The sequence below is a fragment of the Nonlabens sp. genome, from assembly GCF_965660805.1.
Classification (GTDB): Bacteria; Bacteroidota; Bacteroidia; order Flavobacteriales; family Flavobacteriaceae; genus Nonlabens.
Map to the genome: position 1 here is coordinate 19,496 of NZ_CBFIBE010000006.1, position 24,151 is coordinate 43,646.

Genomic DNA, 24,151 nt, shown 5'->3' on the forward strand with positions numbered 1-24,151 from the left:
TAAAAGCATTAATATAAGGTAAATATATGTGCTGATTTGATGGTTTACAGTAACTAATGTTACATAGTGTTAAACAATTTAAAAGTCTATTTATTAAAGTGTTAAACAAAGAACTCCATATAAAAAATGAAAACAGCCATAATGAATATAAAGTAACCAAATCCTTTTTTTAGTTTCTTACCATCTATAAAGTTGCTTAGGTAACTACCTATAAAAATACCTGCAAATGATATGCTTGTAAAAATGGATAGAAACACCCAGTCAATATCCATCGTTAAGGCGTCACCTAAAAAGAAACCTAGTAACGATTTAAATGCTATAATTACTAGTGATGTACCTACGGCAACTTTCATTTCTACGTTTGCTAAAATGACTAAGGCAGGAATTATTAAAAAACCGCCGCCAGCGCCTATCATTCCGGTAATACCGCCTACTAAAAGACCTTCGCCTATAATTAATGGATAGTTGTATTTAACGGTACCATCGCCTTTTGGTTTTTTATCTTTACGTTCTTTAAGCATAGAAAATGCCGCAGGAATCATAAGTACTGCAAAGAGGCCAAACATTGCCATTCTGCGTGTAAATTCAAAATCGGCTACTGTAAATAAAACATCAGGTAGTGCAGGCACTACAAAACGTCTTACAACACTAACACCTACAATAGCTGGTAAACCAAAAACTACAGCGGTGCGCCAGTCTACATAACCTTTTAAGTGTTGTTTAAGACCACCAACTAAGGCACTTGCGCCAACAATAAATAGTGAATATGCGGTGGCTACTTTTTCGTTTACAGAAAACAGATATGCTAACACTGGTACAGCAAGTATAGAGCCGCCGCCACCTATTAAACCTAAAGATATTCCTATTACTAAGGCACTTAAATAGCCTAAAATTTCAACTAATTCCATTAATATATTCGTATTGGTTTTAGGCGAAGGTATTGTGACTCTAATTATTTAAGAGTAACCTATGTTACATAATTAGTCTAAATGTATAACCTCAATAGAGTTTCTGTGAAGTATGATGTGTTTGAACCCATTTGAATTTAATAAGTCGTTGCTTTAATAATTACTTTTCTCGTGAACTACATCACCCTACCATTTAAAGTCATAATTTAGTGGTATGAATAAAATAGCACCTTTTCTTTTTATTATTTTGATTTTTTTAGGCTGTGACACAAATGGTAATGAAGATGACCAGAGCACCAGCCCTAGCTCCTTTTATAAAGGAATGGATCTTTCTTTTATGGAAGAACAGCTGGATAAAGGTGCGGTTTATAAAGATGAACAAGGTAATAACATATCCAACTTACCTAGCTACCTATCTGATCAAGGCGTGAACTTAATGCGTATCAGATTATGGATTAACAATAGTGATGGTAAATACAACCTCAACTATGTAAAAAGACAAGCGCTAATTGCACAACAAAACAACATGGATTTCTTGTTGTGTCTGCATTTTTCTGACACGTGGGCAGATCCTGGAAGTCAAGACACGCCAGCGGTATGGAGCTCTTTAAACATTAACGAACTTGCCGCTGAGCTGGAAAACTACTGCACCATCGTACTAAGAGAATTACGCGACCAAAACACCTTACCTCAACTAGTTCAAATAGGAAACGAAACGAATAACGGCATGTTATGGCCAGTAGGACAAGTTTACACTAATGGAACTGAGAATTGGGATAACTATATACAACTTACTAAGGCTGCCATAAATGGAGTAACATCCATTAGTCCTGATTCTAAAATCATGATCCACCATGCTGGGATTTCTACCGCTAGTTATTTTTACAATCAGCTAGAAAGCAACAATGTGGTTTACGATATGGTAGGTTTAAGCTATTATCCATGGTGGCATGGTAATGATCTAAACACTATGGAATCAGACTTAAGATCTTTTACCATGAATCAGGATAAGCCCGTCATGATTGTAGAAACCTCTTATCCGTTCACCTTAGACTGGAATGATAACACTAATAATAATATAGGTCTTACCAATCAATTAGCTCCAAGTTATCCTGCTACACAAAATGGTCAATTCCAATTCTTACAACGTATCAATCAGGTGGTAAAAAATCTACCAGATGATAAAGGAATAGGATTTTGCTACTGGGCACCAGACTGGATTGCTATAGATGGAGCAAGTGAAGGATCTAGCTGGGAAAACATGGCGCTTTTTGACTTTATTGGCGCCGCAACTTCTGGCCTAGAAGTATTTCAAGAAGATTAATGTAACAAATCGATTCTTTGGCATACTAATCTTTCAAATCCAAAGAACTCATATTATGTTACTAAGCCTTAAGAACGTATCTAAAACTTATAAAAATGGTGTCAAAGCACTAGATGATGTTACGATAAACATCGAGCAAGGAATGTTTGGTCTACTAGGACCTAACGGTGCTGGTAAATCATCATTGATGCGCACCATAGCAACCTTACAATCGCCTGACACTGGTGAGATTCACCTGGATGGTTTAGATATTTTGAATAATAAAAATGAGTTTAGAAAGACCTTAGGGTATTTACCGCAGGAATTTGGCGTGTATCCTAAAATGAGTGCGCATGATTTACTGCATTATTTTGCGACACTTAAAGGCGTTAGCTCAAAATCAGATCGTAATGCCATCGTAGATAAAGCACTAGAAGTTACTAATCTAAGCGAGGTACGTAATAAACACGTGGCAGGATATTCTGGTGGGATGAAACAGCGTTTTGGGATCGCACAGTTACTATTAAATGATCCTAAATTAATCATCGTAGATGAACCTACGGCAGGACTGGACCCAGCAGAACGTCGCAGATTTTTAAATGTATTACGTGAGATAGGAACTAATCATATTGTGATATTCTCCACGCACATTGTAGATGATGTAAAGGAATTATGTACTGATATGGCCATTTTAAATGGTGGAAAAATCCTAGCTCAAAGCACGCCTAAAAACATGGTTACCACTTTAGAAGGAAAAGTTTATACACAAATTATTGATCGTGAAAGTTTGGAAGATTTTGAAACGCAACACAATGTCATTTCTACCAGCTTTAATGAAGATAACGAGCTTATGGTTCGTGTATTTAGCGATGATGTTATGGATGCCGCTTTCGCGAAAGCGAGTCCTACACTAGAAGACGTCTATTTTACGACCTTACGTAATGAGCAGCCTGTAGTTGAATCTTTAAATGCCTAATCATGTTTAAGACCATATATTTTCATGAACTGAAGACCTGGTTTAAAAAACCGGCTCCTTACATTTTTGCTGCTTTATTGTGGTTACTAGCACTAGCGTTGAGTGCTGCTGCAGTAGGTGTTTTTGATTTCACAGGTGCAACGGTAGTCGCTACTGTAAAAGTAAACAGTGCACTAGCTATTTATAGCATGCTAGGAGTATTTGCTATTTTATTATACTTCCTACTTCCTACACTAGTAGGTGGAACACTACAGCGGGATTATCGTAATAATATGCATAACGTATTGTACAGTTACCCGATGACAAAAACCAGCTATCTACTAGCTAAATTTTGTGCAGGATTTACAGTTGTATTATTAATAGTTTTAGGAACTATTCTGTTTGTAATCATAGGTTGTTATTTACCTGGATCAAATCCAGATAATTTAGGACCATTTAAATTAATAAATTTCCTACAACCTTTTCTAGTTTACACCTTACCTAATATGTTCTTTTATAGCACGATTATTTTTGCTATAACTGTATTTTTCAGGAACCTAAACGCTGCGTTTATTTTTGTTTTGATATTATTCATCATGCAAATTGCATCTGGAATTGCTGTAGGTGAAATGGAAGATACGTACTGGTTTCAATTATTTGAACCTACTGGTGATATTGCCCTAGCAGAAACTATTCAATACTGGACACCAGATGAGCAAAGTAATAAACTTATACCTCTAGAAGGAACTATTTTATACAACAGACTGTTATGGCTCACTATCTCTATTTTAGTATTTGTATTTACCCTATTCAAATTTAACTTCTCGCAACACGCAACGGTAATAAAGCTTTTTAAATCGGCTAAACAACGTGTGGTTAAAAGTAACTTTGGTGTAATTCAACGCGTTGAAATGCCTAAGGTTAACAGAGAGTTTGGTTTTAAAAATCAATTACAATCTTTATGGAAAATGGCTTGGGCAGATTTTGTTTACATTGTTAAAAGCTGGCCATTTATCATTATCACCTTGTTTGCTTTTCTATTTGCCTTCTTGAGTATGATAGACATAGGAAGTGTTTTTGGCACCTCATCTTTACCTAAAACCTGGTCTATGCTATCTAATGCTGGTGGATCGTTTAAGGTTTTTGGTGTAATTCTAATCATGCTATATGGTGGATTCTTAATTAACAGAGCACGACTAGCACACATGGCACAAATCATAGATGCTACACCGGTGAAAAACATAACCATGTTGCTTTCTAAAGGGTTAGCACTATTCATTATGGTAGCATTATACCATTCATTTATTATGTTATGTGGTATAACCGTACAAACTATAAGAGGTTTTTATGAATATGAAATAGGACTATACCTTACCGATTTATTTCTAGTAAACATCTGGTGGTTCATCCCATGGATCGGTCTATCATTACTAGTTCATACGATGGTAAAAAACAGATGGGTTGGCTTTATACTATTACTAGCATCGTTATTAGTTTTAAACCCTATTCTAGGAGCCATAGGTGTAGAACAAGCCATGTTCAAATTCAATAATGGTGGTTCTGGATTAAGTTCTAGTGATATGAATGGATATGGATTTGTCAATAAATTCATTGCGTATCGCTTGTATTGGGGCTTGCTAGGTATAGCTAGTTTAATTACCGCTATCGCATTGTACCGTCGTGGTACTGGTGTACCTATGAAAGAACGTTTTTCTATTGCAAAAGAACGTTTTAAACCTGCCATGCTAGGAACCTTAATCGTATGTTTTATTGGATTTTTCACCATTGGGACTATGATCTGGCGATCTAATAATGTAGATCGTAAAAACCTAACTGGTAAAGAAAGAGAATTGCTGCGTGTAGAAGCAGAACGCGAGCTGTCTAAATACCTCAACGCTCCGCAACCTAGAATTGTTGCTGTAAACACCACTGTAGACATCTATCCCTATAAAGGTGATTTTAAAGGAACTGCTATTATGACCATGGTTAATAAAACTGATGTTGCCATAGACAGCCTACACGTGAACAATGCAGATAGTCTCACGAATATTCACATGAGTAGAAGTGCTCATATCGTTTATGACAATCGTGATTATGATTACACGATTTATAAATTTGAAAAACCGTTATTACCTAACGATACGCTAGAGTTTACAGTAGATGTATGGAATAGAAAAGCGAGTTTATTAAACAATTACTCGCCAGTGGTTCAAAATGGTACTTTTCTAAACAATAACATCTTTCCTACCATAGGATATGATGATCGTTTTGAAATAAGAAATACTAAGCTGCGTGAAAAATACGACCTACCACCTAAAGATCGTTTACCATCACCAGATGCTCCTGGTGCAAGAGATAATAATTACATAGGTGGAAATAGCGACTGGATCGATTTTGAAGCAACGGTAAGTACCGCTTCAGATCAGATTGCTATAGCACCTGGTTACTTGATGAAAGAATGGGAAAAAGATGGTCGCAAATACTTCCATTATAAAATGGATAGTAAAATCCTTAATTTCTATAACTTCATGAGTGGTCGTTATGAGGTGTTAAGAGATGAGCACGATGGAGTGAAGTTAGAAATTTACTATCATCCAGATCATGACTACAACGTAAATCGCATGATGAGCGGTTTAAAAGATGGACTAGATTATTATAATGATAATTATACACCATACCAGCATAGACAGGCACGTATCATTGAATTCCCTAGAACTGGTGGTGGATTTGCACAAGCCTTTCCTAATACCATTCCGTTTAGTGAAGCCATAGGTTTCATAGCAGATGTGGATGAAGACGACCCTAATGGTGTGGACGTTCCTTATAGTGTTACCGCACATGAGCTAGCTCACCAGTGGTGGGCACATCAAGTAATAGGTGCAAATGCAAAAGGGATGACCTTACTTTCAGAAAGCCTTTCAGAATATAGTTCACTTAAAGTCTTAGAAAAAGGAAGTGGAAAAGATCAAATGCGTAAATTCTTAAAGAATGCCATGGATCGTTATTTACTAGGTAGAACCGTAGAATCCATTGGAGAGAATCCATTGATGTATAATGAAAATCAACAGTATATTCATTATCAAAAAGGATCACTCGTCTTATATGCAATGAGTGACTATTTAGGTGAGAAAAAATTCAATGATGTGGTAAAACGATTTGCAGAGAAATATCAGTTTAAAGGAGCACCATATCCAGTATCAACAGAATTTGTAGATGATATAAGAGCTGTGACTCCAGATTCACTACAGTATTTAGTGACTGATATGTTTGAAACTATTACTCTTTATAACAATAAAGTTAATGAAGCAAATTATAGGGAACTTCCAGATGGTACCTATCTAGTAACTTTAGATGCTCAAGTCATTAAGTACAGATCAGATAAAAAAGGGAAATCGGTTTACAAAAATGAAGCTGGTGATAGCTTAAGTTTTACTCCAGAAGGTAAGACACGAGCACTTAAATCACTACCACTAGCCGATTATATTGAAGTAGGCGTATTTGCAGCAGCTGATGAAGAAACGGGAAAGGAAAAAGAACTGTATCTTAAAAAGGTGAAGGTGACTGATATCGATAATAGCTTTGACATCATCGTAAGTGAAAAACCTGCTACTGCAGGAATCGATCCTTACAATAAACTCATCGATAGAAACAGTGATGACAATAGACAGGTCATCAGTGAAAAAAGGAAAAACTCAGAATAATTCTTTAATCACAAATACTAAAAACGCGGTCCTAATGACCGCGTTTTTTATTGAGTCACTTTTAACAGGTTTCAGTGGTATACTCACTATCTTTAAAGCTATGAAAGTTCTACTTACTGGTGCAAATGGCTATATAGGCGTACGCTTACTATATGAACTACTAAAACAGGATCATGAGGTGATTTGTGCCGTGCGCAGCGCTGCCAGACTTTCTGTTCCTCAAGAGATAAAAGATCAAATAGAAATCGTAGAAATAGACTTTCTTAAAGTTGATAAAACGACTAGTCTACCTCAAAACATAGACGCTGCATATTACTTGATTCATTCCATGAGCAGTAGTACGGACAGCTTTGACAGTCTAGAAGCAGAAAGTGCGCAACATTTTGTAAAACTCATCAATGCCACTAGCTGTAAACAAATTATTTACCTCTCAGGTATCGTTAATGAGGATAAGTTGAGTAAACATTTGCTTTCGCGAAAGCGTGTTGAAGAACTACTTTATCAGGCAGATTGTTCCCTTACTGTATTACGAGCTGGAATCATTGTAGGTAGCGGAAGCTCATCCTTTGAAATTGTGCGTGATTTATGTGAAAAACTACCCATTATGATCACGCCAAAATGGGTCAACACCAAAACTCACCCTATTGCTATACGTAACGTAATGAGTTATTTAACTGGCGTTTTAGGACGTACAGACTGTTATGATCTTAGTTATGACATCGGTGGGAAAGATGTGCTTACTTATAAAGAAATGATGACGCGTTATGCTGCTATGCGTAAGATCCAACTCTATATTTTTACCGTTCCTATAATGACGCCTAAGTTAAGTTCCTACTGGCTCTATTTTGTAACCAGCACTTCTTATAAACTCGCCCAAAACTTAGTCAATAGCATGACTATAGAAGTTGTTGCTACAGAAAATGATCTGACCCAAAAATTAGACATCCCATTATACACGTATGAAGAAGCGCTGCACATGGCGTTTGCAAAAATTGAACAAAACCAAGTTGCCAGCAGCTGGAAAGACTCTATGGTAAGCGGTCGTTTTAAGTATAATATTAATAAGTATAAACAAGTACCCAGCTATGGTTGCCTTAAAGACGCACAGCAATTAAAAACTGATGATACGGCAGCAGCTCTGGAACGTATCTGGTCCATAGGCGGTAATAACGGTTACTACTACGCTACCTTTCTATGGAAAATAAGAGGTTATGTGGATAAGCTTTTAGGCGGTGTAGGATTGCGTCGTGGTCGTACTAATGCAAATACTATATATGCTGGAGATTCATTGGACTTTTGGCGTGTTCTCGTAGCAGATAAAAAAGAAAAACGATTATTACTGTTTGCCGAAATGCGCGTTCCAGGAGAAGCCTGGCTAGAGTTTGAAATCGATGACAATAATACCGTTCATCAAACAGCCACTTTTAGACCTCGTGGAATATGGGGCAGATTGTACTGGTACAGTATGCTGCCGTTTCATTACTTTATTTTTGCTGGGATGATTAGGCATATTGCAAATGGGAAGTAACAATCGTAAACCAATATGATTCTATTAGTAGGTAATATCTAAAAAAAAGTGCTCTGTCATTTTGAGTTTAGCCAAAAAATCTACTGCTATAGCTACTCAATATTTTGTTATTTACAGAGATTCTTCATTTCATTCAGAATGACAGCTTTCATAAAACCTTGACGACTAATAAGAACTAATACAATTAATCTCTAGGCAAAAAAACCTCGGCCATCATACATCTTACAGAGCCACCACCTAATGTTTCTATGGTCTCAATAGATGGGTGCACAATCTCGTTATACTTTTCTAATTTATTGATTTGGTCAGTAGTTAAAGACTGGTATGCCTGGTCGCTCATTACCAGCAATCGTTCTCCTGCGGTATTATGAACCTGCATCATATTCCCGGCAAAGGAGTTCACTTGAGCCTCAGTAATAGCTATGACTTCTTTACCATCTTCTTTGAGATGTTTTAGAACGTTTTTACGTTCTGTTTTATCATCTATACAATCCAGACAGATCACCGCATAATTTTCTCCTAGAGCCATCATCACATTAGTATGATAAATAGGTAAGCGCTTCTCCTCTACCGTTTGATAAGCTGTAAAAATCACAGGAGTATATTCAAAATCTTCACAGAATTCAATCATTAGCTCTTCATCTGCTCGTGGAGAGATGCTGCAGTAGGCTTTTTTATTCACTCGGTCTAATAATAGACTTCCTGTTCCTTCTAGAAAAAAACCTTCATCCTCAGCACTGGTGTAGTCTATAATATTTAAAATTGTGAAACCTTCTTTTTCCAGTGTATCAAGCACGTCTGGCCTTCTTTCTAGCCTACGATTCTCTGCAAACATGGGATAAAGAGCTATATCACCATTTTGATGTGTAGAAATCCAGTTATTAGGAAAAATAGAATCTGGTGTATCGTTTTTCTCATCATCTGAGATGACTATGACCTTAATTCCCTTATCCTGCAATCTAGATACAAAAGTGTCAAACTCTTCTTGAGCCTTGGCATTATGATCAAGTATTTTAATTCCTGCGTCTTGGTAATAATTATTAACAGCCGTTTGCTCGTTTAAACGGAATTTTATGGGCCTTATCATAAAGACCGTATCTGTGATTTGTTTCATTATGTGTTGAGGTTATCTGCTTTCGCGAAAGCGAGAACTAAAAGTCTTAATTTTTAATCCCTAATTAATGGTAAAGTGGAACATCTTAACAAACCTTCTTGCTTAGCGATCTCAGCATAAGGAATTTCCTCTACGGTAATTCCATGAGTGCGCAACCAAGTGTTTAACCTGGTAAAATTCTTTTCTGAAATGACTACATCTGGTGCGATAGAAAAAATATTTGAATTCATGTGATACATTTCTTCTTTGGTAATTTCAAAACAGTTCTCCTTACCATAAAAGTCCACTAAATACTGATATTCTTCTTCTTCTAAAAAACCATTTTTATGGATAATACACTTATCAGCGCCCACGGGTTGAAAACAGCAATCTAAGTGAAGAGCGTTTTCAAAAGGGTCGTCATTATTCTTGCGCAGGTTAAAACCTTTAACCTTTTTATCAGGAAATTTTTGCTCTAACCATTTTACTGCTGCGGTATTAGTGCGCGCCGTTATAAAGTCTCGATAATCATCACCTCTATAAGTTCCTACAAAAATATAATCACCACATAACATAACATCTCCACCTTCTATATGAACATCTTGAGGTGGTTTTATAACGTTATTCATTTTATCTAGCACGTGTTTTATGGCTACAATTTCTTTTTCACGATCTGGTAAAATATTAGATCGCACAAAAGTGTCTCCTATAACAAAACCTATATCTCTAGTAAATATCTGATTATAGTTTTGAATTTGCACGGGTTGATAGACGTCCACATTATGTTTCACTAATGCAGCTGCTAGATGCGCCATTTCTAAGATCATATCCTCATTTTTAGGATAAGTTCCTGCAGCTATGTGTATTTTAGACTTAGGGTCATAAGCCTCTTCTATGGATGGAACTGCTCCATTACTAGTAGCAGATCCTATGATAACTGCTCGTAATCGAGAGGTTTCATCATGTACGTTAATATTCATACTATTCATATTGCGAATTTAATAATATACCACCAGAATAATTACGATATTATAGATGAGGTTATAAACTCTTTTAAAACAACTTTAATCCCTATTTGAATTTATAAAGTCTTAATAAATAGTTTCTTTTTCTTTAGTGTCCGATTATAGTTTTATAAATACTATAAAACCTACTGATAGCATCGCTTCATAAGGTTTTTCAAAAAGCACACCTTGCTATTGAAAAGCAAAAATGATACGTTATTTATGAAATTTTAAAACTTATAAAGCACTGCAATTCAAACTCCTTAATAAAGTCTTTCGTCTTTAGTCTATCAGCGACAGCGATCTTTTGTCTTAGTCGGACACGACTATTTCTTTTTCACATACTTTTCACTTAAAATCATTTCCTTAGCTAAGGCTATGCAAAGGATTTCCAGCTTCAACTAAGCAAAAAATAATTCAATTTATTTTAACGACATTATAAACACAAATTGGAATAACAAGTTCATTATAAATAAGTAGACACAAAAAACTCCTTAACCAGATCTGGTTAAGGAGTTTTTCAGTCATTGTTAATTTATTTTATCTATCAGACACCTCTTTAAATGGTCTATAGTTTTCACCTATATAAACTTGACGTGGACGTCCTATAGGCTCCTTACGGTTACGCATTTCTTTCCATTGAGCAATCCATCCTGGCAAACGTCCCAAAGCAAACATTACGGTAAACATTTCTACAGGAATACCCATCGCGCGATAGATAATTCCAGAATAGAAGTCTACGTTAGGATATAATTTACGGTCTACAAAATAAGGATCATTTAGAGCTTCTTGTTCTAGACCTTTTGCTATTTCTAGAATAGGGTCATCTACGCCTAATTCGTTAAGAACTTCATCTGCTGCTTTTTTGATAATACGTGCACGTGGATCAAAGTTTTTATAAACTCTATGCCCGAATCCCATTAAACGGAAAGGGTCATTTTTATCCTTAGCCTTTGCCATGTACTTTTTAGTATCTCCACCATCTTCTTTAATAGCCTCTAGCATTTCAAGTACTGCCTGGTTTGCTCCACCGTGCAGTGGTCCCCATAATGCAGATATTCCTGCACTTAAACTTGCAAAAAGCCCTGCATGTGATGAACCTACAATACGCACTGTAGAGGTTGAACAATTCTGTTCATGATCAGCATGAAGGATTAATAATTTATCTAATGCGTTAGAAACCACAGGATCAACTACATACTCAGCATTAGGTTTTTTAAACATCATTTTAAGGATATTATCCACATAACCTAAACTATCATCACCATAATCTAGTGGTTGTCCTTCACGCTTGCGTAATGCCCATGCTACGAGTACCGGGAATTTACCCATGATTTTCACAATAGCATTATACATGTCATCATCATTTTCAATATTTACTGATGATGGATTAAAAGCTATTAAAGCACTAGTAAGTGATGAAAGCACGCCCATAGGGTGAGCACTCTTAGGGAAACCATCTAATATTTTCTTTACGTCTTCATCTACATGAGAATGTGCTTTTATGTCTCCATGAAATTTATCAAGTTGCTCCTGAGTAGGCAACTCTCCAAAAATCAATAAATAAGCTACTTCTAGAAAATCTGCCTTATCTGCAAGTTCTTCAATGGAATATCCTCGATATCTTAAAACACCTTCTTCTCCATTAAGGAAGGTGATTGCACTCTCACAACTACCAGTGTTTTTATATCCAGGATCTATAGTGGTAAGTCCACCTGTTGCACCTCTTAAAGCCTTAACATCTATGGCTTTTTCATTTTCTGTTCCAGTGATTACGGGAAACTCATATTTCTTCCCATCAAATTCTAAAATAGCTTTATCTGACATTCTTTGTGTTTTGTATTAACTTATCTCAAAAATAATGCATAGAGCGTTAATAAGTAGTTAACAAAGCCCAGTAATTTAACATTTTTAAGATAATTTTCTCATTTACAATAGAACTTAAGTAGACAGTTAAAACGTTACTTTCATAAACCCATAAGTTAAATTGAATTTACTCCAGGTTCAACGAGTTTTAAAAAACAGTAAGGAATTAAAACAATGATAAGTACAATGGTTTTTGTACTAATTTGGCATAAGATTTTTATGTGTAAATAAAAGGATAGAAATCAAAAAATCTCATTGAAGCTAGCTTCAATGAGATTTAAATAAAAAAGTAATCAATAATGATCTGAGTAGATCATTTATGACTAATCAGAATTATAACTGAAATGCTTTTCTTGCTGGATAATATGCGCTATCGTTAAGTTCTTCTTCTATACGGAGCAGTTGGTTGTATTTTGCCATACGGTCTGATCGAGAAGCACTACCTGTTTTTATTTGTCCTGTTGATAAAGCAACAGCAAGATCTGCTATAGTATTATCTTCAGTCTCTCCACTTCTATGAGACATTACTGAGGTATAGCCTGCTTTATGCGCCATAGTCACCGCAGCAATAGTTTCAGTTAGGGTTCCTATTTGATTCACCTTAATAAGAATAGAGTTTGCAATTCCCTCTTTAATACCTCTAGATAGGCGCTCTACATTAGTTACAAACAAATCATCTCCTACTAGCTGTACTTTATCACCTGCAAGATCAGTTAAGATTTTCCAGCCTTCCCAATCATTTTCATCCATTCCATCTTCTATGGATATGATCGGATACTTTTCTGCAAGTGATGTAAGGTATTCAGCCTGTTCCTTACTTGTTCGTATCACGCCACCAGCACCTTCAAACTTAGTGTAATCATATTTTCCATCCACAAAGAACTCTGCCGCAGCGCAATCTAATGCAATCATCACATCCTTTCCTGGTGTATATCCCGCATTTTTAATCGCTTTTAAAATCGTATCAAGTGCGTCTTCAGTACCATCTAACGTAGGTGCAAAACCACCTTCATCTCCTACTGCTGTGCTTAGACCGCTATCATGAAGAACGTTCTTTAAATGATGAAATATTTCAGTTCCCATTTGCAAAGCATGAGAAAAACTTTCTGCTTCTACAGGCATTACCATAAACTCTTGAAATGCTATAGGTGCATCACTATGAGAGCCACCGTTGATAATATTCATCATAGGAACTGGTAAAGTGCAGGCACTCATACCACCGATATACTTATATAATGGCTGATTAAGCTCTGTAGCCGCAGCTTTTGCGCAAGCTAAAGAAACACCTAGTATGGCATTTGCCCCAAGTTTTGCTTTATTAGGAGTCCCGTCAAGATCAATCATTAATTGATCGATATATTGTTGATCAAACACAGAAGTTCCCATTAATTCCACCGCAATAAGTGTATTAACATTATTAACAGCCTTACCTACTCCTTTACCCATGTAGGACTTACCACCATCTCTTAACTCTACAGCTTCATGCTCACCTGTTGATGCTCCTGAAGGCACTGCAGCTCTTCCCGTTATACCGTTAGATGTTATCACATCTACTTCTACGGTAGGGTTTCCTCGAGAATCAAATATTTGTCTTGCGTGTACGTCTATTATTGTACTCATTCTATTTAGTTTTTAGTTGTTTTAATTAAATCTATAAATTGGTCAAAAAGATAAGTTGCATCATTAGGACCAGGTCCAGCTTCTGGATGATACTGTACAGAGAAACAAGGTTTGTTCTTTATACGCATACCAGCAACAGTATCATCATTCAAATGTACGTGTGTTATTTCAATCTCGCTATGTGATTGTGCTTCTTCCTTATTGATGGCAAAACCATGATTTTGAGAAGTGATTTCACCCTTACCAGTAATTAGGTTTTTAACAGGATGATTTATACCTCTATGGCCATTATGCATTTTATAAGTTGATATACCCATAGCAAGGGCCATAACCTGATGACCTAAACAAATTCCAAATAAAGGCTTGTTAGCTTCAATAATCTTTCTAGCGGTTTGAATAGAACGTGTAAGTGGTTCTGGGTCACCTGGACCATTAGAAATGAAAAAACCATCAGGATTAAAAGAAACTAAATCTTCATAAGAAGCGTCAAAAGGAAAGACCTTAATATAAACACCTCTTGCTGCTAAATTGCGTAAAATGTTAGTCTTAATCCCTAAATCTAAGGCAGAGACTCTATACATAGACTTCTCATCTCCATAAAAATAGGGCTCTTTACAGGAAACCTGAGATGCAAGCTCTAAACCTTTCATACTAGGAACATTAAGAAGCGTTGCTTTTAATGCATTAAGATCCTCAACCTCAGTAGAGATTATAGCATTTTGAGCACCATGATCTCTAATATATCTAACTAGTGCCCTCGTATCAACATCAGAAAGTATAACCAATTTATTTTCATTCAAATATTCAAATAAATTAGATTGTGCCGCTGTACGCGAAAACTCCTCAGAAAAGTTTTTACAGATTAAACCAGCAATTTTAACCGAACCAGATTCTGCGTCTTCTTTTGCAACACCATAATTACCTATATGTGCATTAGTAGTAACCATAATTTGCCCGGTATAAGAAGGGTCTGTAAACACCTCTTGATATCCTGACATACCCGTATTAAAACAAATCTCACCAGTAGCTGTTCCACCTTCACCGATAGCCTTCCCGTAAAAGATTGTTCCATCTGCTAATAAGATAACAGCATCCTTTTTATTTAAATACCCCATGATCGTCAATTCTTTTTCAAAAATAATTCAAAAAAAAAGGATCAATGCGAAAGCATTGATCCTTTTATCTACATATTGTTAAAGATTTTACTCTTCTTCATTATTGGTTTCAGTTGCAGCTTCAACAGGAGCAGTAGTATTAGATTTACCACCACGACGCGAGCGACGTGTTGATTTCTTTTTAGTTTCGTTAGGACTATAGATTTCATTGAAATCAACAAGTTCTATCATTGCCATATCTGCATTATCACCTAAACGATTACCCAATTTAATGATACGTGTGTATCCACCTGGACGATCTGCAACCTTAGAAGAAACCTCTCTGAATAACTCAGTTACAGCTTCCTTGCTTCTCAATTTTGAGAAAACTAGTCTACGATTGTGCGTAGTATCTTCTTTAGATTTAGTGATAAGAGGCTCTACAAACTGCTTTACAGCCTTTGCCTTTGCGACAGTAGTATTAATACGCTTATGCTCTATAAGAGAACAAGCCATATTTGCTAGCATTGCCTTACGGTGTGCTGTTTTTCTACCTAAGTGATTAAATTTCTTTCCGTGTCTCATTTTATTTTATTTCTTTAACTAGTATATACTAGTCACGGTCAAGTTTATATTTTGATAAATCCATACCGAAGTTAAGTCCTTTAACGTTCACTAATTCTTCTAATTCAGTAAGCGATTTTTTACCGAAATTTCTGAATTTCATTAAATCGTTTTTGTTATAAGAAACTAGATCACCAAGTGTTTCAACTTCAGCAGCTTTTAAACAATTAAGTGCACGTACAGAAAGTTCCATATCTACAAGTTTTGTTTTAAGCAGTTGTCTCATGTGAAGGCTCTCTTCATCATAAGTTTCTGTTTGTGCTATCTCATCAGCCTCTAGAGTGATACGCTCATCTGAGAACAACATGAAGTGATGAATAAGTGTTTTTGCGGCTTCAGTAAGCGCTTCTTTAGGATGAATACTACCATCTGTAGAAATTTCAAAAACTAATTTTTCATAATCAGTCTTTTGCTCTACACGATAGTTCTCGATACTATATTTTACATTCTTAATAGGTGTAAAAATAGAATCTATAGCAATTGTACCTATTGCAGCATTTGAATTCTTATTCTCTTCTGCAGGAACATATCCTCTACCTTTTTCAATGGTAAGTTCTAAATTTAAACTTACAGAAGACTCTGTATTACAGATAACCATCTCAGGATTTAAAACTTGAAAACCTGAAATATATTTTTGCATATCACCAGCAGTGAAAGTGTCCTTTCCTGAAAAAGAAACATTAACCACCTCACTATCTACTTCATCAATCTGACGTCTAAATCTAACTTGCTTAAAGTTAAGAATCATTTCAGTTACGTCTTCTACAACACCTTCGATAGTAGAAAACTCATGATCCACACCTTCTATACGAACAGATGTAATCGCAAATCCTTCAAGTGAAGAAAGTAATACTCTTCTAAGAGCATTTCCCACAGTAAGACCATAACCAGGTTCTAACGGTCTGAATTCGAATTTACCTTCAAAATCAGTAGAATCAATCATGATTACTTTATCCGGCTTTTGGAAATTTAATATTGCCATAAGATTACTTTGTGGATTAATTATTATTTAGAATACAATTCAACGATCAGTTGCTCCTTAATGTTCTCAGGAATCTGCATCCTTTCTGGAACACTAACAAAAGTTCCTGACATACTAGCCTTGTTAAAAGTAATGAAATCATATACATGCTCGTTACTAGATAAAGACTGTTCAATCGCAGTAAGTGATTTAGATTTCTCTCTTACCGCAACGACATCACCTGGCTTTAACTGATAAGAAGGAATATTTACCAACTCACCATTTACTGTCATGTGCCTATGAGATACTAACTGACGTGCACCACGACGAGTCTTAGCTATTCCCATTCTGTAAACCACGTTATCTAAACGTGACTCACATAATTGAAGAAGAACCTCACCAGTAATACCTGTACTACGTACAGCCTTCTCAAACATTAGACGGAATTGCTTCTCTAAAACACCATAAGTATATTTTGCTTTCTGCTTTTCTTTAAGCTGAACCGCATACTCTGATTCTTTTCCACGGCGTCTTGCGTTACCGTGCATACCTGGAGGATAGTTTTTCTTCTCCAGTGCTTTACTAGGGCCAAAAATTGGTTCTCTGAAACGACGTGCAATTTTTGCCTTAGGACCTCTATATCTTGCCATTTTACAAAATTTATTGAATGATGTACTGTGAATTCAGGTCTATATCCTTCGACAGCGCGATAATCACTCGTTATTAATAATTAATTATACTCTACGACGTTTAGGAGGACGACAACCATTGTGCGGTAAAGGAGTTACATCAATGATCTCTGTAACTTCAATTCCTGAATTATGAATACTACGAATAGCACTTTCACGACCATTACCTGGACCCTTAACATAGGCCTTCACTTTTCTTAAGCCTGCTTCATGTGCAACTTTTGAACAATCTTCAGCTGCAAGTTGTGCCGCATAAGGAGTATTCTTCTTAGAACCACGGAAACCCATCTTTCCTGCAGATGACCAAGAAATAACCTCACCTTTTTTATTAGTCAAAGAAACTAAGATATTATTGAAAGATGAAGAAATATGAGCTTCTCCAACTGATTCTACAATTACTTTACGCTTTTTTGATACTGTTTTAGACTTTGCCATATCAATTAGTTATTATTTAGTTGCTTTTTTCTTGTTAGCAACAGTCTTACGTTTTCCTTTACGAGTACGTGAGTTGTTTTTAGTACGCTGACCTCTCAATGGAAGTCCAGATCTATGACGAATACCTCTATAACAACCAATATCCATAAGACGCTTGATGTTAAGCTGAGTTTCAGATCTTAGTTCACCTTCAATAGTGAACTCACCAACGGCTGCACGAATCTTACCTATCTCATCATCGTTCCAGTCTGTTACCTTCTTATTCAAGTCAACGCCTGTATCGATAAGAACCTGCTTTGCACGATTGCGACCAATACCATATATGTAGGTTAACGCAATTTCTCCTCGTTTGTTTTTAGGTACATCTACCCCTGCAATTCTAGCCATAGCTTAACCTTGTCTTTGTTTAAATTTTGGATTCTTCTTGTTGATCACATAAAGACGTCCTTTACGACGTACTATTTTACAATCAGCACTTCTCTTTTTAATGGATGCTCTTACTTTCATATTAGTATCTATAAGTGATCCTTGCTTTCGTTAAATCGTAAGGACTCATTTCTAATTTTACTTTATCTCCTGGTAGCAACTTGATATAATGCATACGCATCTTTCCAGATATGTGTGCCGTAACCACGTGGCCATTTTCTAACTCTACTCTAAACATTGCATTAGACAATGCTTCGATTATTGAACCGTCTTGTTCTATTGCTGACTGTTTTGCCATTACGCTACTGATTTTCTATTCTTACCTGTTTTAATTAAACCATCATAATGACGATTTAATAAATAAGAATTTATTTGTTGCATAGTATCTATTGCGACACCTACCATAATTAATAGTGACGTTCCACCATAAAATAACGCCCATTGCTGTGTAACGCCCATTAAGGAAACAAACGCTGGAAATATAGCAACTAACGCTAAAAATATAGAACCTGGCAAGGTAATCTGAGACATGATCTTATCTAGGTAATCTGCCGTTTCAGTTCCAGGTCTGATACCAGCGATAAATCCACCATTACGTTTCAAATCATCAGCCATTTTATTAGTAGGAACTGTGATCGCAGTATAAAAATAAGTAAAAACAATAATTAATAAAGCAAATACTAAATTATACCAAAAACCAAATATATCACCAAAAGCGGTTTGAACTGACGTCGCCCAAGAAGTATCTAACTGACCTAGAGCCGCTGGAACAAACATAATCGCCTGTGCAAAGATAATAGGCATTACACCTGATGCATTCAATTTCAATGGAATAAATTGTCTTGAACCTTCTTCATGCTTTTCATAGCCGCCAGAAGCTGCTCTACGAGCATATTGTACTGGAATTTTACGTACTGCCATAACAAGCATAATACATAAAAGGATAATCACAAACCAAACAAGTAATTCAATCAACACTAGCATAACACCACCTGTTCCATCTACTCTAGATACAACTTCCTGAACAAAAGCCTTAGGAAGTGTAGCAATAATACCTACCATAATCAGTAATGATATTCCATTACCGATACCTTTATCAGTAATTTTCTCACCAAGCCACATTGCAAAAACACAACCTGTAACAAGAATGATAACACCAGGTACCATAAACTCTAAACCTTTACCAAGAACAAAGGCACTATCAGGAACACCTAAAGAACCAAGACTCAATAAATAACTAGGAGCCTGAATTAAACAAATACCAATAGTCAACCATCTTGTAATTTGATTAATCTTCTTTTGACCACTAGCACCTTCCTTTTGAAGTTTTTGAAGATAAGGAATAGCTATTCCCATTAATTGAACAACAATACTAGCAGAAATATAAGGCATAATACCTAGTGCAAACACTGACGCGTTTGAAAAAGCTCCTCCAGTAAATGCATTCAAGATAGAACCTATACCACCACCATCAAAATTACTAGCCAAACCAGTAAGTTGATCTGCATCAATACCAGGTAATACCACTTGAGCACCAAAACGGTAAACAAGAAGTAAACTGAAAGTCATAATTATACGATCCTTCAGTTCTTCGATATTCCAGATGTTCTTTAACGTATCTATTAACTTCATCTGCTGATATTAAACGGTTTGTGCCTCGCCACCAGCTTTTTCTATAGCAGCTTTCGCGGAAGCAGTAAATTTATGAGCATTAATAGTTATACCACTCTTGATTTCACCACGTCCTAATATCTTAACTAGGTCCTTTTTACCAACAAGACGTTCAGAAATAAGGTTTTCTAGGGTAATAGTTGAAGTAAAACGACCTTCATCAATGTAAGCTTGAATAACATCAAGGTTTACACCAGCATATTCCTTACGATTAATATTTGTAAAACCAAATTTAGGGACACGTCTCTGAAGAGGCATCTGACCACCTTCAAAACCAATCTTTTTAGAGTAACCAGAACGTGACTTAGCACCTTTGTGACCACGAGTTGCAGTACCACCTTTTCCAGAACCTTGACCACGACCAATTATTTTGGCTGCTTTTTTTACCGAACCTGCTGCCGGCTTAAGATTATTTAAACTCATCTTATATATTTTTAGGCCTTCTCAACAGAGACCAAATGTTCAACTTTAGCGATCATACCTTGAATAACTGGGGTATCATCATGCTCTACTACCTGATTCATCTTGCGTAAACCAAGAGCTTCAAGCGTACGCTTTTGTCTCAACGGTCGCTTAATTGCACTACGCACCTTTGTAATTTTTAACTTTGCCATTATAATAATATTAACCGTTAAATACCTTATCCAATGAAACACCTCTTTGCTTTGCTACTGTATGCGCATTACGTAATTGCAATAAAGCATCAAATGTAGCCTTAACAACGTTATGAGGATTAGAAGAGCCTTGATTCTTAGAAAGAACATCGTGAACTCCAACTGCTTCTAATACGGCACGAATAGCACCACCAGCGATAACTCCTGTACCAGTTGCCGCAGGAATAAGCAACACACGTGCACCACCAAATTTACCCTTTTGCTCATGAGGAATTGAACCCTTTACAAGAGGTATTCTTACTAAATTCTTCTTTGCGTCTTCAACAGCCTTAGCAATAGCCTCAGATACTTCCTTAGATTTACCAAGTCCGTGACCTACAACACCATTCTCATCTCCTACTACAACGATAGCAGAAAAACCAAAGGCACGTCCACCTTTTGTTACCTTGGTAACACGTTGAACACCTACTAAGCGATCTTTAAGCTCAAGACCACTTGGCTTTACTAACTCTACGTTTTTATATTTTTGGTACATTACTGTAATGTTTGTAATTAAAATTTAAGTCCTGCCTCTCTTGCGCCTTCCGCAAGTGATAAAACACGACCATGATATAAATATCCTCCTCTATCGAAAGAAACTGATTCAATACCTGCAGATTTTGCTTTCTCAGCAACAGCTTTACCAACTTCCTTGGCAACAGCTTTTTTCTCCCCAGAAGCTTTAATGTCTCTAGATGAAGCCGAAGCGATAGTAACACCATCAACATCATTAATCACCTGAGCATAAATCTCTTTATTACTACGATATACGGAAAGACGTGGACGCTGAGCAGTACCAGAAACCGTTTTGCGGATTCTTCTACGAATTTTATTTCTTCTTTCAGTCTTTGAAAATGCCATAACTTATGTTCTTATGCTGACTTACCAGCTTTTCTTCTTAATTGTTCTCCTACAAACTTAACACCTTTTCCTTTATAAGGTTCAGGCTTTCTAAATGAACGAACCTTAGCAGCTACCTGACCCACAAGTTGCTTATCAAAAGAAGTTAATTTAACAATAGGATTTTTACCTTTCTCAGAAATAGTTTCAACTTTAACTTCTGGAGCAATATCTAAAACAATATTGTGTGAATAACCCAAAGCTAAATCCAAAACCTGACCTTGGTTCGAAGCTCTGTAACCTACACCCACAAGCTCTAATTCCTTAGTCCAGCCTTCAGAAACACCAGCTATCATATTAAAAACTAGAGATCTGTAAAGACCATGCTTAGCCTTGTGATCCTTAGCATCTGAAGGACGTGTTACAAACACTTCATCACCTTCAACCTTAACAGAAACATCTGAAAACTCCTGTGTAAGCTTACCTAACTTACCTTCTACAATTATAACTCCGTCATTTACCTTAACAGTAACACCAGCTGGAATAGCTACGGGATTATTTCCAATTCTTGACATATCTTAAAATTTAATAAACGTAACAAAGAACCTCACCACCTACATTCTCAGAACGGGCTTGTTTATCTGTCATTACACCTTTACTAGTTGAAACAATAGCTACACCTAAACCATTTAAAATTCTTGGTAGCTCACCTGCACCAGCATATTTACGTAAACCAGGCTTACTTAATCTCTGAATATCTTTAATAACCGATTCTTTAGTATCACGGTCATATTTTAAAGCTATTTTAATATTATCTTGAGCTGACTGCTCTTCAAACTTATAACTAAGGATATAACCTTGATCAAAAAGAATCTTTGTGATTTCTTTCTTTAACTTAGAAGCAGGAACATCTACCACACGGTGGTTAGCACGTACTGCATTTCTAATTCTAGTTAAATAATCTGCGATTGGATCTGTATTCATAATGCTATCTTTAAGCTGTTTACCAACTAGCTTTTTTAACTCCTGGGATTAAACCTTGATTTGCCATTTCTCTAAATGTTACACGAGAGATACCAAATTGTCTCATGTAACCTTTAGGACGACCAGTTAACTTACACCTGTTGTGTTGTCTAACTGGTGAAGCATTTTTTGGTAACTTCTGAAGTCCTTCATAATCACCTGCTTCTTTTAATGCCTTACGCTTTTCAGCATATTTTGCAATTAAAGCTTCACGTTTGCGCTCACGCGCTTTCATTGATTCTTTTGCCATTCTATTAGTCCTTTTTAAAAGGCAAGCCTAACTCACCCAATAAAGATTTAGCCTCTTTATCTGTTTGCGCTGAAGTAACAAAAGTAATGTCCATTCCAGCAATTTTATTAACCTTATCTATATTGATTTCAGGGAAGATGATTTGTTCCGTGATACCTAAATTATAGTTTCCACGACCATCAAAACCACTAGCTTTAATCCCCTGAAAATCTCTAACCCTTGGTAACGCAACAGTTACTAAACGATCAAGAAACTCATACATGCGCTCACCTCTCAACGTAACCTTAACACCAATCGGCATACCTTTACGTAATTTGAAAGAAGCGACATCTTTTTTAGATAAAGTAGCTACCGCCTTTTGTCCAGTGATTGAAGTAAACTCATCTAAAGCATAATCAATAAGCTTTTTATCAGCAACTGCACCACCAACACCGCGGCTTAAAACAATCTTCTGTAATTTAGGAATTTCCATTACATTCTTGTAACCAAATTCTTCCTTTAAAGAGCCTGAAATACGCTCCTTATATTCTGTCTTGAGTCTAGGGATATATGCCATGACTTATATAACTTCGTTTGTTGATTTCGCAAATCGAACCTTACTTCCATTTTCCATACGATACCCAACACGTGTTGTTTTACCGTTCTTATCTATTAAAGATAAGTTAGAAATATTCAAAGCAGCTTCTACTTCCTTAATTCCACCCTGAGGGTTTGATGCACTAGGCTTCTCATGTTTAGAAACCATATTTACACCTTCCACGATGGCTTTATTTTTCTGTTTAAAGATACGAGTTACAACACCTTCAGAACCTTTATGCTCTCCGGCTAATACTCGCACTTTATCACCTGTTTTAATCTTTACTTTTACCATGATCGGAAATTATAATACTTCTGGAGCTAATGATACAATCTTCATGAACTGCTTATCACGCAACTCTCTAGCCACTGGACCAAATACACGAGTTCCTCTCATTTCTGAAGTAGGATTCAACAACACACATGCATTGTCATCAAAGCGTATATACGATCCGTCTGGACGACGTACCTCTTTTTTTGTTCTAACCACTACTGCAGTTGAAACAGCTCCTTTTTTTATGTTCCCATTAGGAGTAGCCTCCTTAACCGAAACAACAATTTTATCACCAACAGAAGCATATCTTCTCTTAGTACCTCCTAAAACTCTAATACATAGCACTTCTTTAGCACCAGTATTATCAGCAACTTTAAGTCTTGATTCCTGTTGTAACATTATTTAGCTCTTTCTATGATTTCTACTAATCTCCAGTTCTTAGACTTACTCAAAGGACGCGTCTCCATGATACGAACAGTATCACCTTCATTACACTCATTCTTCTCATCGTGAGCTACATACTTCTTAGTCTTTAAAACGAACTTACCATACATAGGGTGTTTCTGTTTCTTAACTTCAGCAACAACGATGCTTTTATCCATCTTGTTACTTCTAACCACTCCTATACGTTCTTTTCTTAAATTTCTAGTTTCCATA

General features: G+C 36.2%; 29 protein-coding genes. 4 read left to right on the forward strand and 25 right to left on the reverse strand.

Annotated features, from left to right (window positions below):
- Nucleotides 1-101 precede the first annotated feature (101 nt).
- Nucleotides 102-908: a sulfite exporter TauE/SafE family protein gene (locus ACTF48_RS02795; RefSeq protein ID WP_438961617.1), complete on the reverse strand. Its 807-nt coding sequence runs from the start codon at nucleotides 906-908 to the stop codon at nucleotides 102-104.
- A 214-nt stretch (nucleotides 909-1,122) separates the two neighbouring features.
- Here ACTF48_RS02795 and ACTF48_RS02800 point away from each other — a divergent pair, with 214 nt between their 5' ends.
- The 4 genes from ACTF48_RS02800 (at nucleotide 1,123) to ACTF48_RS02815 (ending at nucleotide 8,395) form a co-directional block, all read left to right on the forward strand.
- Nucleotides 1,123-2,232 carry a glycoside hydrolase family 53 protein gene (locus tag ACTF48_RS02800; protein WP_438961618.1) on the forward strand — a complete coding sequence of 370 codons (1,110 nt, stop codon included), beginning with the start codon at nucleotides 1,123-1,125 and terminating at the stop codon, nucleotides 2,230-2,232.
- Between the two features lie 55 nt (nucleotides 2,233-2,287).
- Nucleotides 2,288-3,187, forward strand: coding sequence for an ABC transporter ATP-binding protein (locus ACTF48_RS02805; RefSeq protein ID WP_438961619.1), 900 nt, complete (start codon nucleotides 2,288-2,290; stop codon nucleotides 3,185-3,187).
- Nucleotides 3,188-3,189: 2 nt separating this feature from the next.
- Complete coding sequence (locus ACTF48_RS02810; RefSeq protein WP_438961620.1) at nucleotides 3,190-6,867, forward strand: M1 family aminopeptidase; 3,678 nt, start codon at nucleotides 3,190-3,192, stop codon at nucleotides 6,865-6,867.
- Nucleotides 6,868-6,967: 100 nt separating this feature from the next.
- The gene (locus ACTF48_RS02815; protein ID WP_438961621.1) at nucleotides 6,968-8,395 is read left to right on the forward strand and encodes an SDR family oxidoreductase; all 1,428 of its coding nucleotides are present in this window, start codon (nucleotides 6,968-6,970) and stop codon (nucleotides 8,393-8,395) included.
- Between the two features lie 184 nt (nucleotides 8,396-8,579).
- On the opposite strand, the gene ctlX is transcribed toward ACTF48_RS02815, so the two are convergent.
- The 24 genes from ctlX to rpsQ form a co-directional block, all read right to left on the reverse strand.
- The gene (gene ctlX, locus ACTF48_RS02820; protein ID WP_438961622.1) at nucleotides 8,580-9,509 is read right to left on the reverse strand and encodes a citrulline utilization hydrolase CtlX; all 930 of its coding nucleotides are present in this window, start codon (nucleotides 9,507-9,509) and stop codon (nucleotides 8,580-8,582) included.
- 53 nt (nucleotides 9,510-9,562) lie between these two features.
- Nucleotides 9,563-10,477 (reverse strand): dimethylarginine dimethylaminohydrolase family protein, encoded by a 915-nt coding sequence (locus ACTF48_RS02825; RefSeq protein ID WP_438961623.1) that lies wholly within the window; start codon nucleotides 10,475-10,477, stop codon nucleotides 9,563-9,565.
- 555 nt (nucleotides 10,478-11,032) lie between these two features.
- A complete protein-coding gene (locus ACTF48_RS02830; RefSeq protein WP_438961624.1) occupies nucleotides 11,033-12,319 on the reverse strand; it encodes a citrate synthase in 1,287 nt (428 codons plus the stop codon).
- A 372-nt stretch (nucleotides 12,320-12,691) separates the two neighbouring features.
- Nucleotides 12,692-13,978, reverse strand: a complete 1,287-nt coding sequence (gene eno, locus ACTF48_RS02835; protein WP_438961625.1) for a phosphopyruvate hydratase — start codon at nucleotides 13,976-13,978, stop codon at nucleotides 12,692-12,694.
- A gap of 5 nt (nucleotides 13,979-13,983) precedes the next feature.
- A complete protein-coding gene (gene carA / locus ACTF48_RS02840; RefSeq protein ID WP_438961626.1) occupies nucleotides 13,984-15,093 on the reverse strand; it encodes a glutamine-hydrolyzing carbamoyl-phosphate synthase small subunit in 1,110 nt (369 codons plus the stop codon).
- 87 nt (nucleotides 15,094-15,180) lie between these two features.
- Complete coding sequence (rplQ, locus tag ACTF48_RS02845; protein WP_438961627.1) at nucleotides 15,181-15,657, reverse strand: 50S ribosomal protein L17; 477 nt, start codon at nucleotides 15,655-15,657, stop codon at nucleotides 15,181-15,183.
- A gap of 28 nt (nucleotides 15,658-15,685) precedes the next feature.
- A complete protein-coding gene (locus ACTF48_RS02850; protein WP_438961628.1) occupies nucleotides 15,686-16,678 on the reverse strand; it encodes a DNA-directed RNA polymerase subunit alpha in 993 nt (330 codons plus the stop codon).
- 23 nt (nucleotides 16,679-16,701) lie between these two features.
- Complete coding sequence (gene rpsD / locus ACTF48_RS02855) at nucleotides 16,702-17,307, reverse strand: 30S ribosomal protein S4 (protein WP_438961629.1); 606 nt, start codon at nucleotides 17,305-17,307, stop codon at nucleotides 16,702-16,704.
- An 84-nt stretch (nucleotides 17,308-17,391) separates the two neighbouring features.
- Entirely contained in the window at nucleotides 17,392-17,781 is a 390-nt protein-coding gene (rpsK, locus tag ACTF48_RS02860) for a 30S ribosomal protein S11 (RefSeq protein ID WP_438961630.1), read from the reverse strand.
- A gap of 12 nt (nucleotides 17,782-17,793) precedes the next feature.
- Nucleotides 17,794-18,168: a 30S ribosomal protein S13 gene (gene rpsM, locus ACTF48_RS02865; protein ID WP_438961631.1), complete on the reverse strand. Its 375-nt coding sequence runs from the start codon at nucleotides 18,166-18,168 to the stop codon at nucleotides 17,794-17,796.
- Nucleotides 18,169-18,171: 3 nt separating this feature from the next.
- Nucleotides 18,172-18,288 carry a type B 50S ribosomal protein L36 gene (gene ykgO / locus ACTF48_RS02870; RefSeq protein WP_015361145.1) on the reverse strand — a complete coding sequence of 39 codons (117 nt, stop codon included), beginning with the start codon at nucleotides 18,286-18,288 and terminating at the stop codon, nucleotides 18,172-18,174.
- Between the two features lies 1 nt (nucleotide 18,289).
- A complete protein-coding gene (infA, locus tag ACTF48_RS02875) occupies nucleotides 18,290-18,505 on the reverse strand; it encodes a translation initiation factor IF-1 (RefSeq protein ID WP_015361146.1) in 216 nt (71 codons plus the stop codon).
- Nucleotides 18,505-19,839: a preprotein translocase subunit SecY gene (gene secY / locus ACTF48_RS02880; RefSeq protein ID WP_438961632.1), complete on the reverse strand. Its 1,335-nt coding sequence runs from the start codon at nucleotides 19,837-19,839 to the stop codon at nucleotides 18,505-18,507. Before secY ends, infA begins: the two co-directional genes overlap by 1 nt.
- Nucleotides 19,840-19,848: 9 nt before the next feature.
- A complete protein-coding gene (gene rplO / locus ACTF48_RS02885) occupies nucleotides 19,849-20,301 on the reverse strand; it encodes a 50S ribosomal protein L15 (protein ID WP_438961633.1) in 453 nt (150 codons plus the stop codon).
- A gap of 11 nt (nucleotides 20,302-20,312) precedes the next feature.
- Nucleotides 20,313-20,492 (reverse strand): 50S ribosomal protein L30, encoded by a 180-nt coding sequence (gene rpmD / locus ACTF48_RS02890; protein WP_438961634.1) that lies wholly within the window; start codon nucleotides 20,490-20,492, stop codon nucleotides 20,313-20,315.
- Between the two features lie 10 nt (nucleotides 20,493-20,502).
- Entirely contained in the window at nucleotides 20,503-21,027 is a 525-nt protein-coding gene (gene rpsE / locus ACTF48_RS02895) for a 30S ribosomal protein S5 (RefSeq protein ID WP_438961635.1), read from the reverse strand.
- Between the two features lie 17 nt (nucleotides 21,028-21,044).
- Nucleotides 21,045-21,392 carry a 50S ribosomal protein L18 gene (gene rplR, locus ACTF48_RS02900; RefSeq protein WP_438961636.1) on the reverse strand — a complete coding sequence of 116 codons (348 nt, stop codon included), beginning with the start codon at nucleotides 21,390-21,392 and terminating at the stop codon, nucleotides 21,045-21,047.
- Nucleotides 21,393-21,403: 11 nt separating this feature from the next.
- Entirely contained in the window at nucleotides 21,404-21,946 is a 543-nt protein-coding gene (gene rplF / locus ACTF48_RS02905) for a 50S ribosomal protein L6 (RefSeq protein ID WP_438961637.1), read from the reverse strand.
- A 10-nt stretch (nucleotides 21,947-21,956) separates the two neighbouring features.
- Nucleotides 21,957-22,355 (reverse strand): 30S ribosomal protein S8, encoded by a 399-nt coding sequence (gene rpsH, locus ACTF48_RS02910; protein WP_438961638.1) that lies wholly within the window; start codon nucleotides 22,353-22,355, stop codon nucleotides 21,957-21,959.
- A gap of 19 nt (nucleotides 22,356-22,374) precedes the next feature.
- Nucleotides 22,375-22,644 carry a 30S ribosomal protein S14 gene (gene rpsN, locus ACTF48_RS02915; RefSeq protein ID WP_438961639.1) on the reverse strand — a complete coding sequence of 90 codons (270 nt, stop codon included), beginning with the start codon at nucleotides 22,642-22,644 and terminating at the stop codon, nucleotides 22,375-22,377.
- 4 nt (nucleotides 22,645-22,648) lie between these two features.
- Nucleotides 22,649-23,200: a 50S ribosomal protein L5 gene (gene rplE / locus ACTF48_RS02920; RefSeq protein ID WP_438961640.1), complete on the reverse strand. Its 552-nt coding sequence runs from the start codon at nucleotides 23,198-23,200 to the stop codon at nucleotides 22,649-22,651.
- 3 nt (nucleotides 23,201-23,203) lie between these two features.
- Nucleotides 23,204-23,515, reverse strand: coding sequence for a 50S ribosomal protein L24 (gene rplX, locus ACTF48_RS02925; protein ID WP_438961641.1), 312 nt, complete (start codon nucleotides 23,513-23,515; stop codon nucleotides 23,204-23,206).
- Between the two features lie 9 nt (nucleotides 23,516-23,524).
- Nucleotides 23,525-23,893: a 50S ribosomal protein L14 gene (rplN, locus tag ACTF48_RS02930; protein ID WP_438961642.1), complete on the reverse strand. Its 369-nt coding sequence runs from the start codon at nucleotides 23,891-23,893 to the stop codon at nucleotides 23,525-23,527.
- The gene (rpsQ, locus tag ACTF48_RS02935) at nucleotides 23,893-24,150 is read right to left on the reverse strand and encodes a 30S ribosomal protein S17 (RefSeq protein WP_040002781.1); all 258 of its coding nucleotides are present in this window, start codon (nucleotides 24,148-24,150) and stop codon (nucleotides 23,893-23,895) included. Before rpsQ ends, rplN begins: the two co-directional genes overlap by 1 nt.
- Nucleotide 24,151: the final 1 nt, after the last annotated feature.

Coding starts and splice junctions, on each gene's coding strand:
- rplE (WP_438961640.1), bottom strand. CDS start 23,200: ATGGCATATATCCCTAGACTCAAGACAGAATATAAGGAGCGTATTTCA.
- rplO (WP_438961633.1), bottom strand. CDS start 20,301: ATGAGTTTAAATAATCTTAAGCCGGCAGCAGGTTCGGTAAAAAAAGCA.
- infA (WP_015361146.1), bottom strand. CDS start 18,505: ATGGCAAAACAGTCAGCAATAGAACAAGACGGTTCAATAATCGAAGCA.
- carA (WP_438961626.1), bottom strand. CDS start 15,093: ATGGGGTATTTAAATAAAAAGGATGCTGTTATCTTATTAGCAGATGGA.
- rplN (WP_438961642.1), bottom strand. CDS start 23,893: ATGTTACAACAGGAATCAAGACTTAAAGTTGCTGATAATACTGGTGCT.
- ACTF48_RS02830 (WP_438961624.1), bottom strand. CDS start 12,319: ATGTCAGATAAAGCTATTTTAGAATTTGATGGGAAGAAATATGAGTTT.
- rpsK (WP_438961630.1), bottom strand. CDS start 17,781: ATGGCAAAGTCTAAAACAGTATCAAAAAAGCGTAAAGTAATTGTAGAA.
- secY (WP_438961632.1), bottom strand. CDS start 19,839: ATGAAGTTAATAGATACGTTAAAGAACATCTGGAATATCGAAGAACTG.
- ACTF48_RS02815 (WP_438961621.1), top strand. CDS start 6,968: ATGAAAGTTCTACTTACTGGTGCAAATGGCTATATAGGCGTACGCTTA.
- ykgO (WP_015361145.1), bottom strand. CDS start 18,288: ATGAAAGTAAGAGCATCCATTAAAAAGAGAAGTGCTGATTGTAAAATA.
- ACTF48_RS02805 (WP_438961619.1), top strand. CDS start 2,288: ATGTTACTAAGCCTTAAGAACGTATCTAAAACTTATAAAAATGGTGTC.
- rplR (WP_438961636.1), bottom strand. CDS start 21,392: ATGGCATTTTCAAAGACTGAAAGAAGAAATAAAATTCGTAGAAGAATC.
- ACTF48_RS02800 (WP_438961618.1), top strand. CDS start 1,123: ATGAATAAAATAGCACCTTTTCTTTTTATTATTTTGATTTTTTTAGGC.
- rpsE (WP_438961635.1), bottom strand. CDS start 21,027: ATGTACCAAAAATATAAAAACGTAGAGTTAGTAAAGCCAAGTGGTCTT.
- ctlX (WP_438961622.1), bottom strand. CDS start 9,509: ATGAAACAAATCACAGATACGGTCTTTATGATAAGGCCCATAAAATTC.
- rpsH (WP_438961638.1), bottom strand. CDS start 22,355: ATGAATACAGATCCAATCGCAGATTATTTAACTAGAATTAGAAATGCA.
- rpsN (WP_438961639.1), bottom strand. CDS start 22,644: ATGGCAAAAGAATCAATGAAAGCGCGTGAGCGCAAACGTGAAGCTTTA.
- rplX (WP_438961641.1), bottom strand. CDS start 23,515: ATGGTAAAAGTAAAGATTAAAACAGGTGATAAAGTGCGAGTATTAGCC.
- rplF (WP_438961637.1), bottom strand. CDS start 21,946: ATGTCAAGAATTGGAAATAATCCCGTAGCTATTCCAGCTGGTGTTACT.
- ACTF48_RS02825 (WP_438961623.1), bottom strand. CDS start 10,477: ATGAATAGTATGAATATTAACGTACATGATGAAACCTCTCGATTACGA.
- ACTF48_RS02795 (WP_438961617.1), bottom strand. CDS start 908: ATGGAATTAGTTGAAATTTTAGGCTATTTAAGTGCCTTAGTAATAGGA.
- ACTF48_RS02810 (WP_438961620.1), top strand. CDS start 3,190: ATGTTTAAGACCATATATTTTCATGAACTGAAGACCTGGTTTAAAAAA.
- rpsQ (WP_040002781.1), bottom strand. CDS start 24,150: ATGGAAACTAGAAATTTAAGAAAAGAACGTATAGGAGTGGTTAGAAGT.
- eno (WP_438961625.1), bottom strand. CDS start 13,978: ATGAGTACAATAATAGACGTACACGCAAGACAAATATTTGATTCTCGA.
- rpsD (WP_438961629.1), bottom strand. CDS start 17,307: ATGGCAAGATATAGAGGTCCTAAGGCAAAAATTGCACGTCGTTTCAGA.
- rpmD (WP_438961634.1), bottom strand. CDS start 20,492: ATGGCAAAGTTAAAAATTACAAAGGTGCGTAGTGCAATTAAGCGACCG.
- rpsM (WP_438961631.1), bottom strand. CDS start 18,168: ATGGCTAGAATTGCAGGGGTAGATGTACCTAAAAACAAACGAGGAGAA.
- ACTF48_RS02850 (WP_438961628.1), bottom strand. CDS start 16,678: ATGGCAATATTAAATTTCCAAAAGCCGGATAAAGTAATCATGATTGAT.
- rplQ (WP_438961627.1), bottom strand. CDS start 15,657: ATGAGACACGGAAAGAAATTTAATCACTTAGGTAGAAAAACAGCACAC.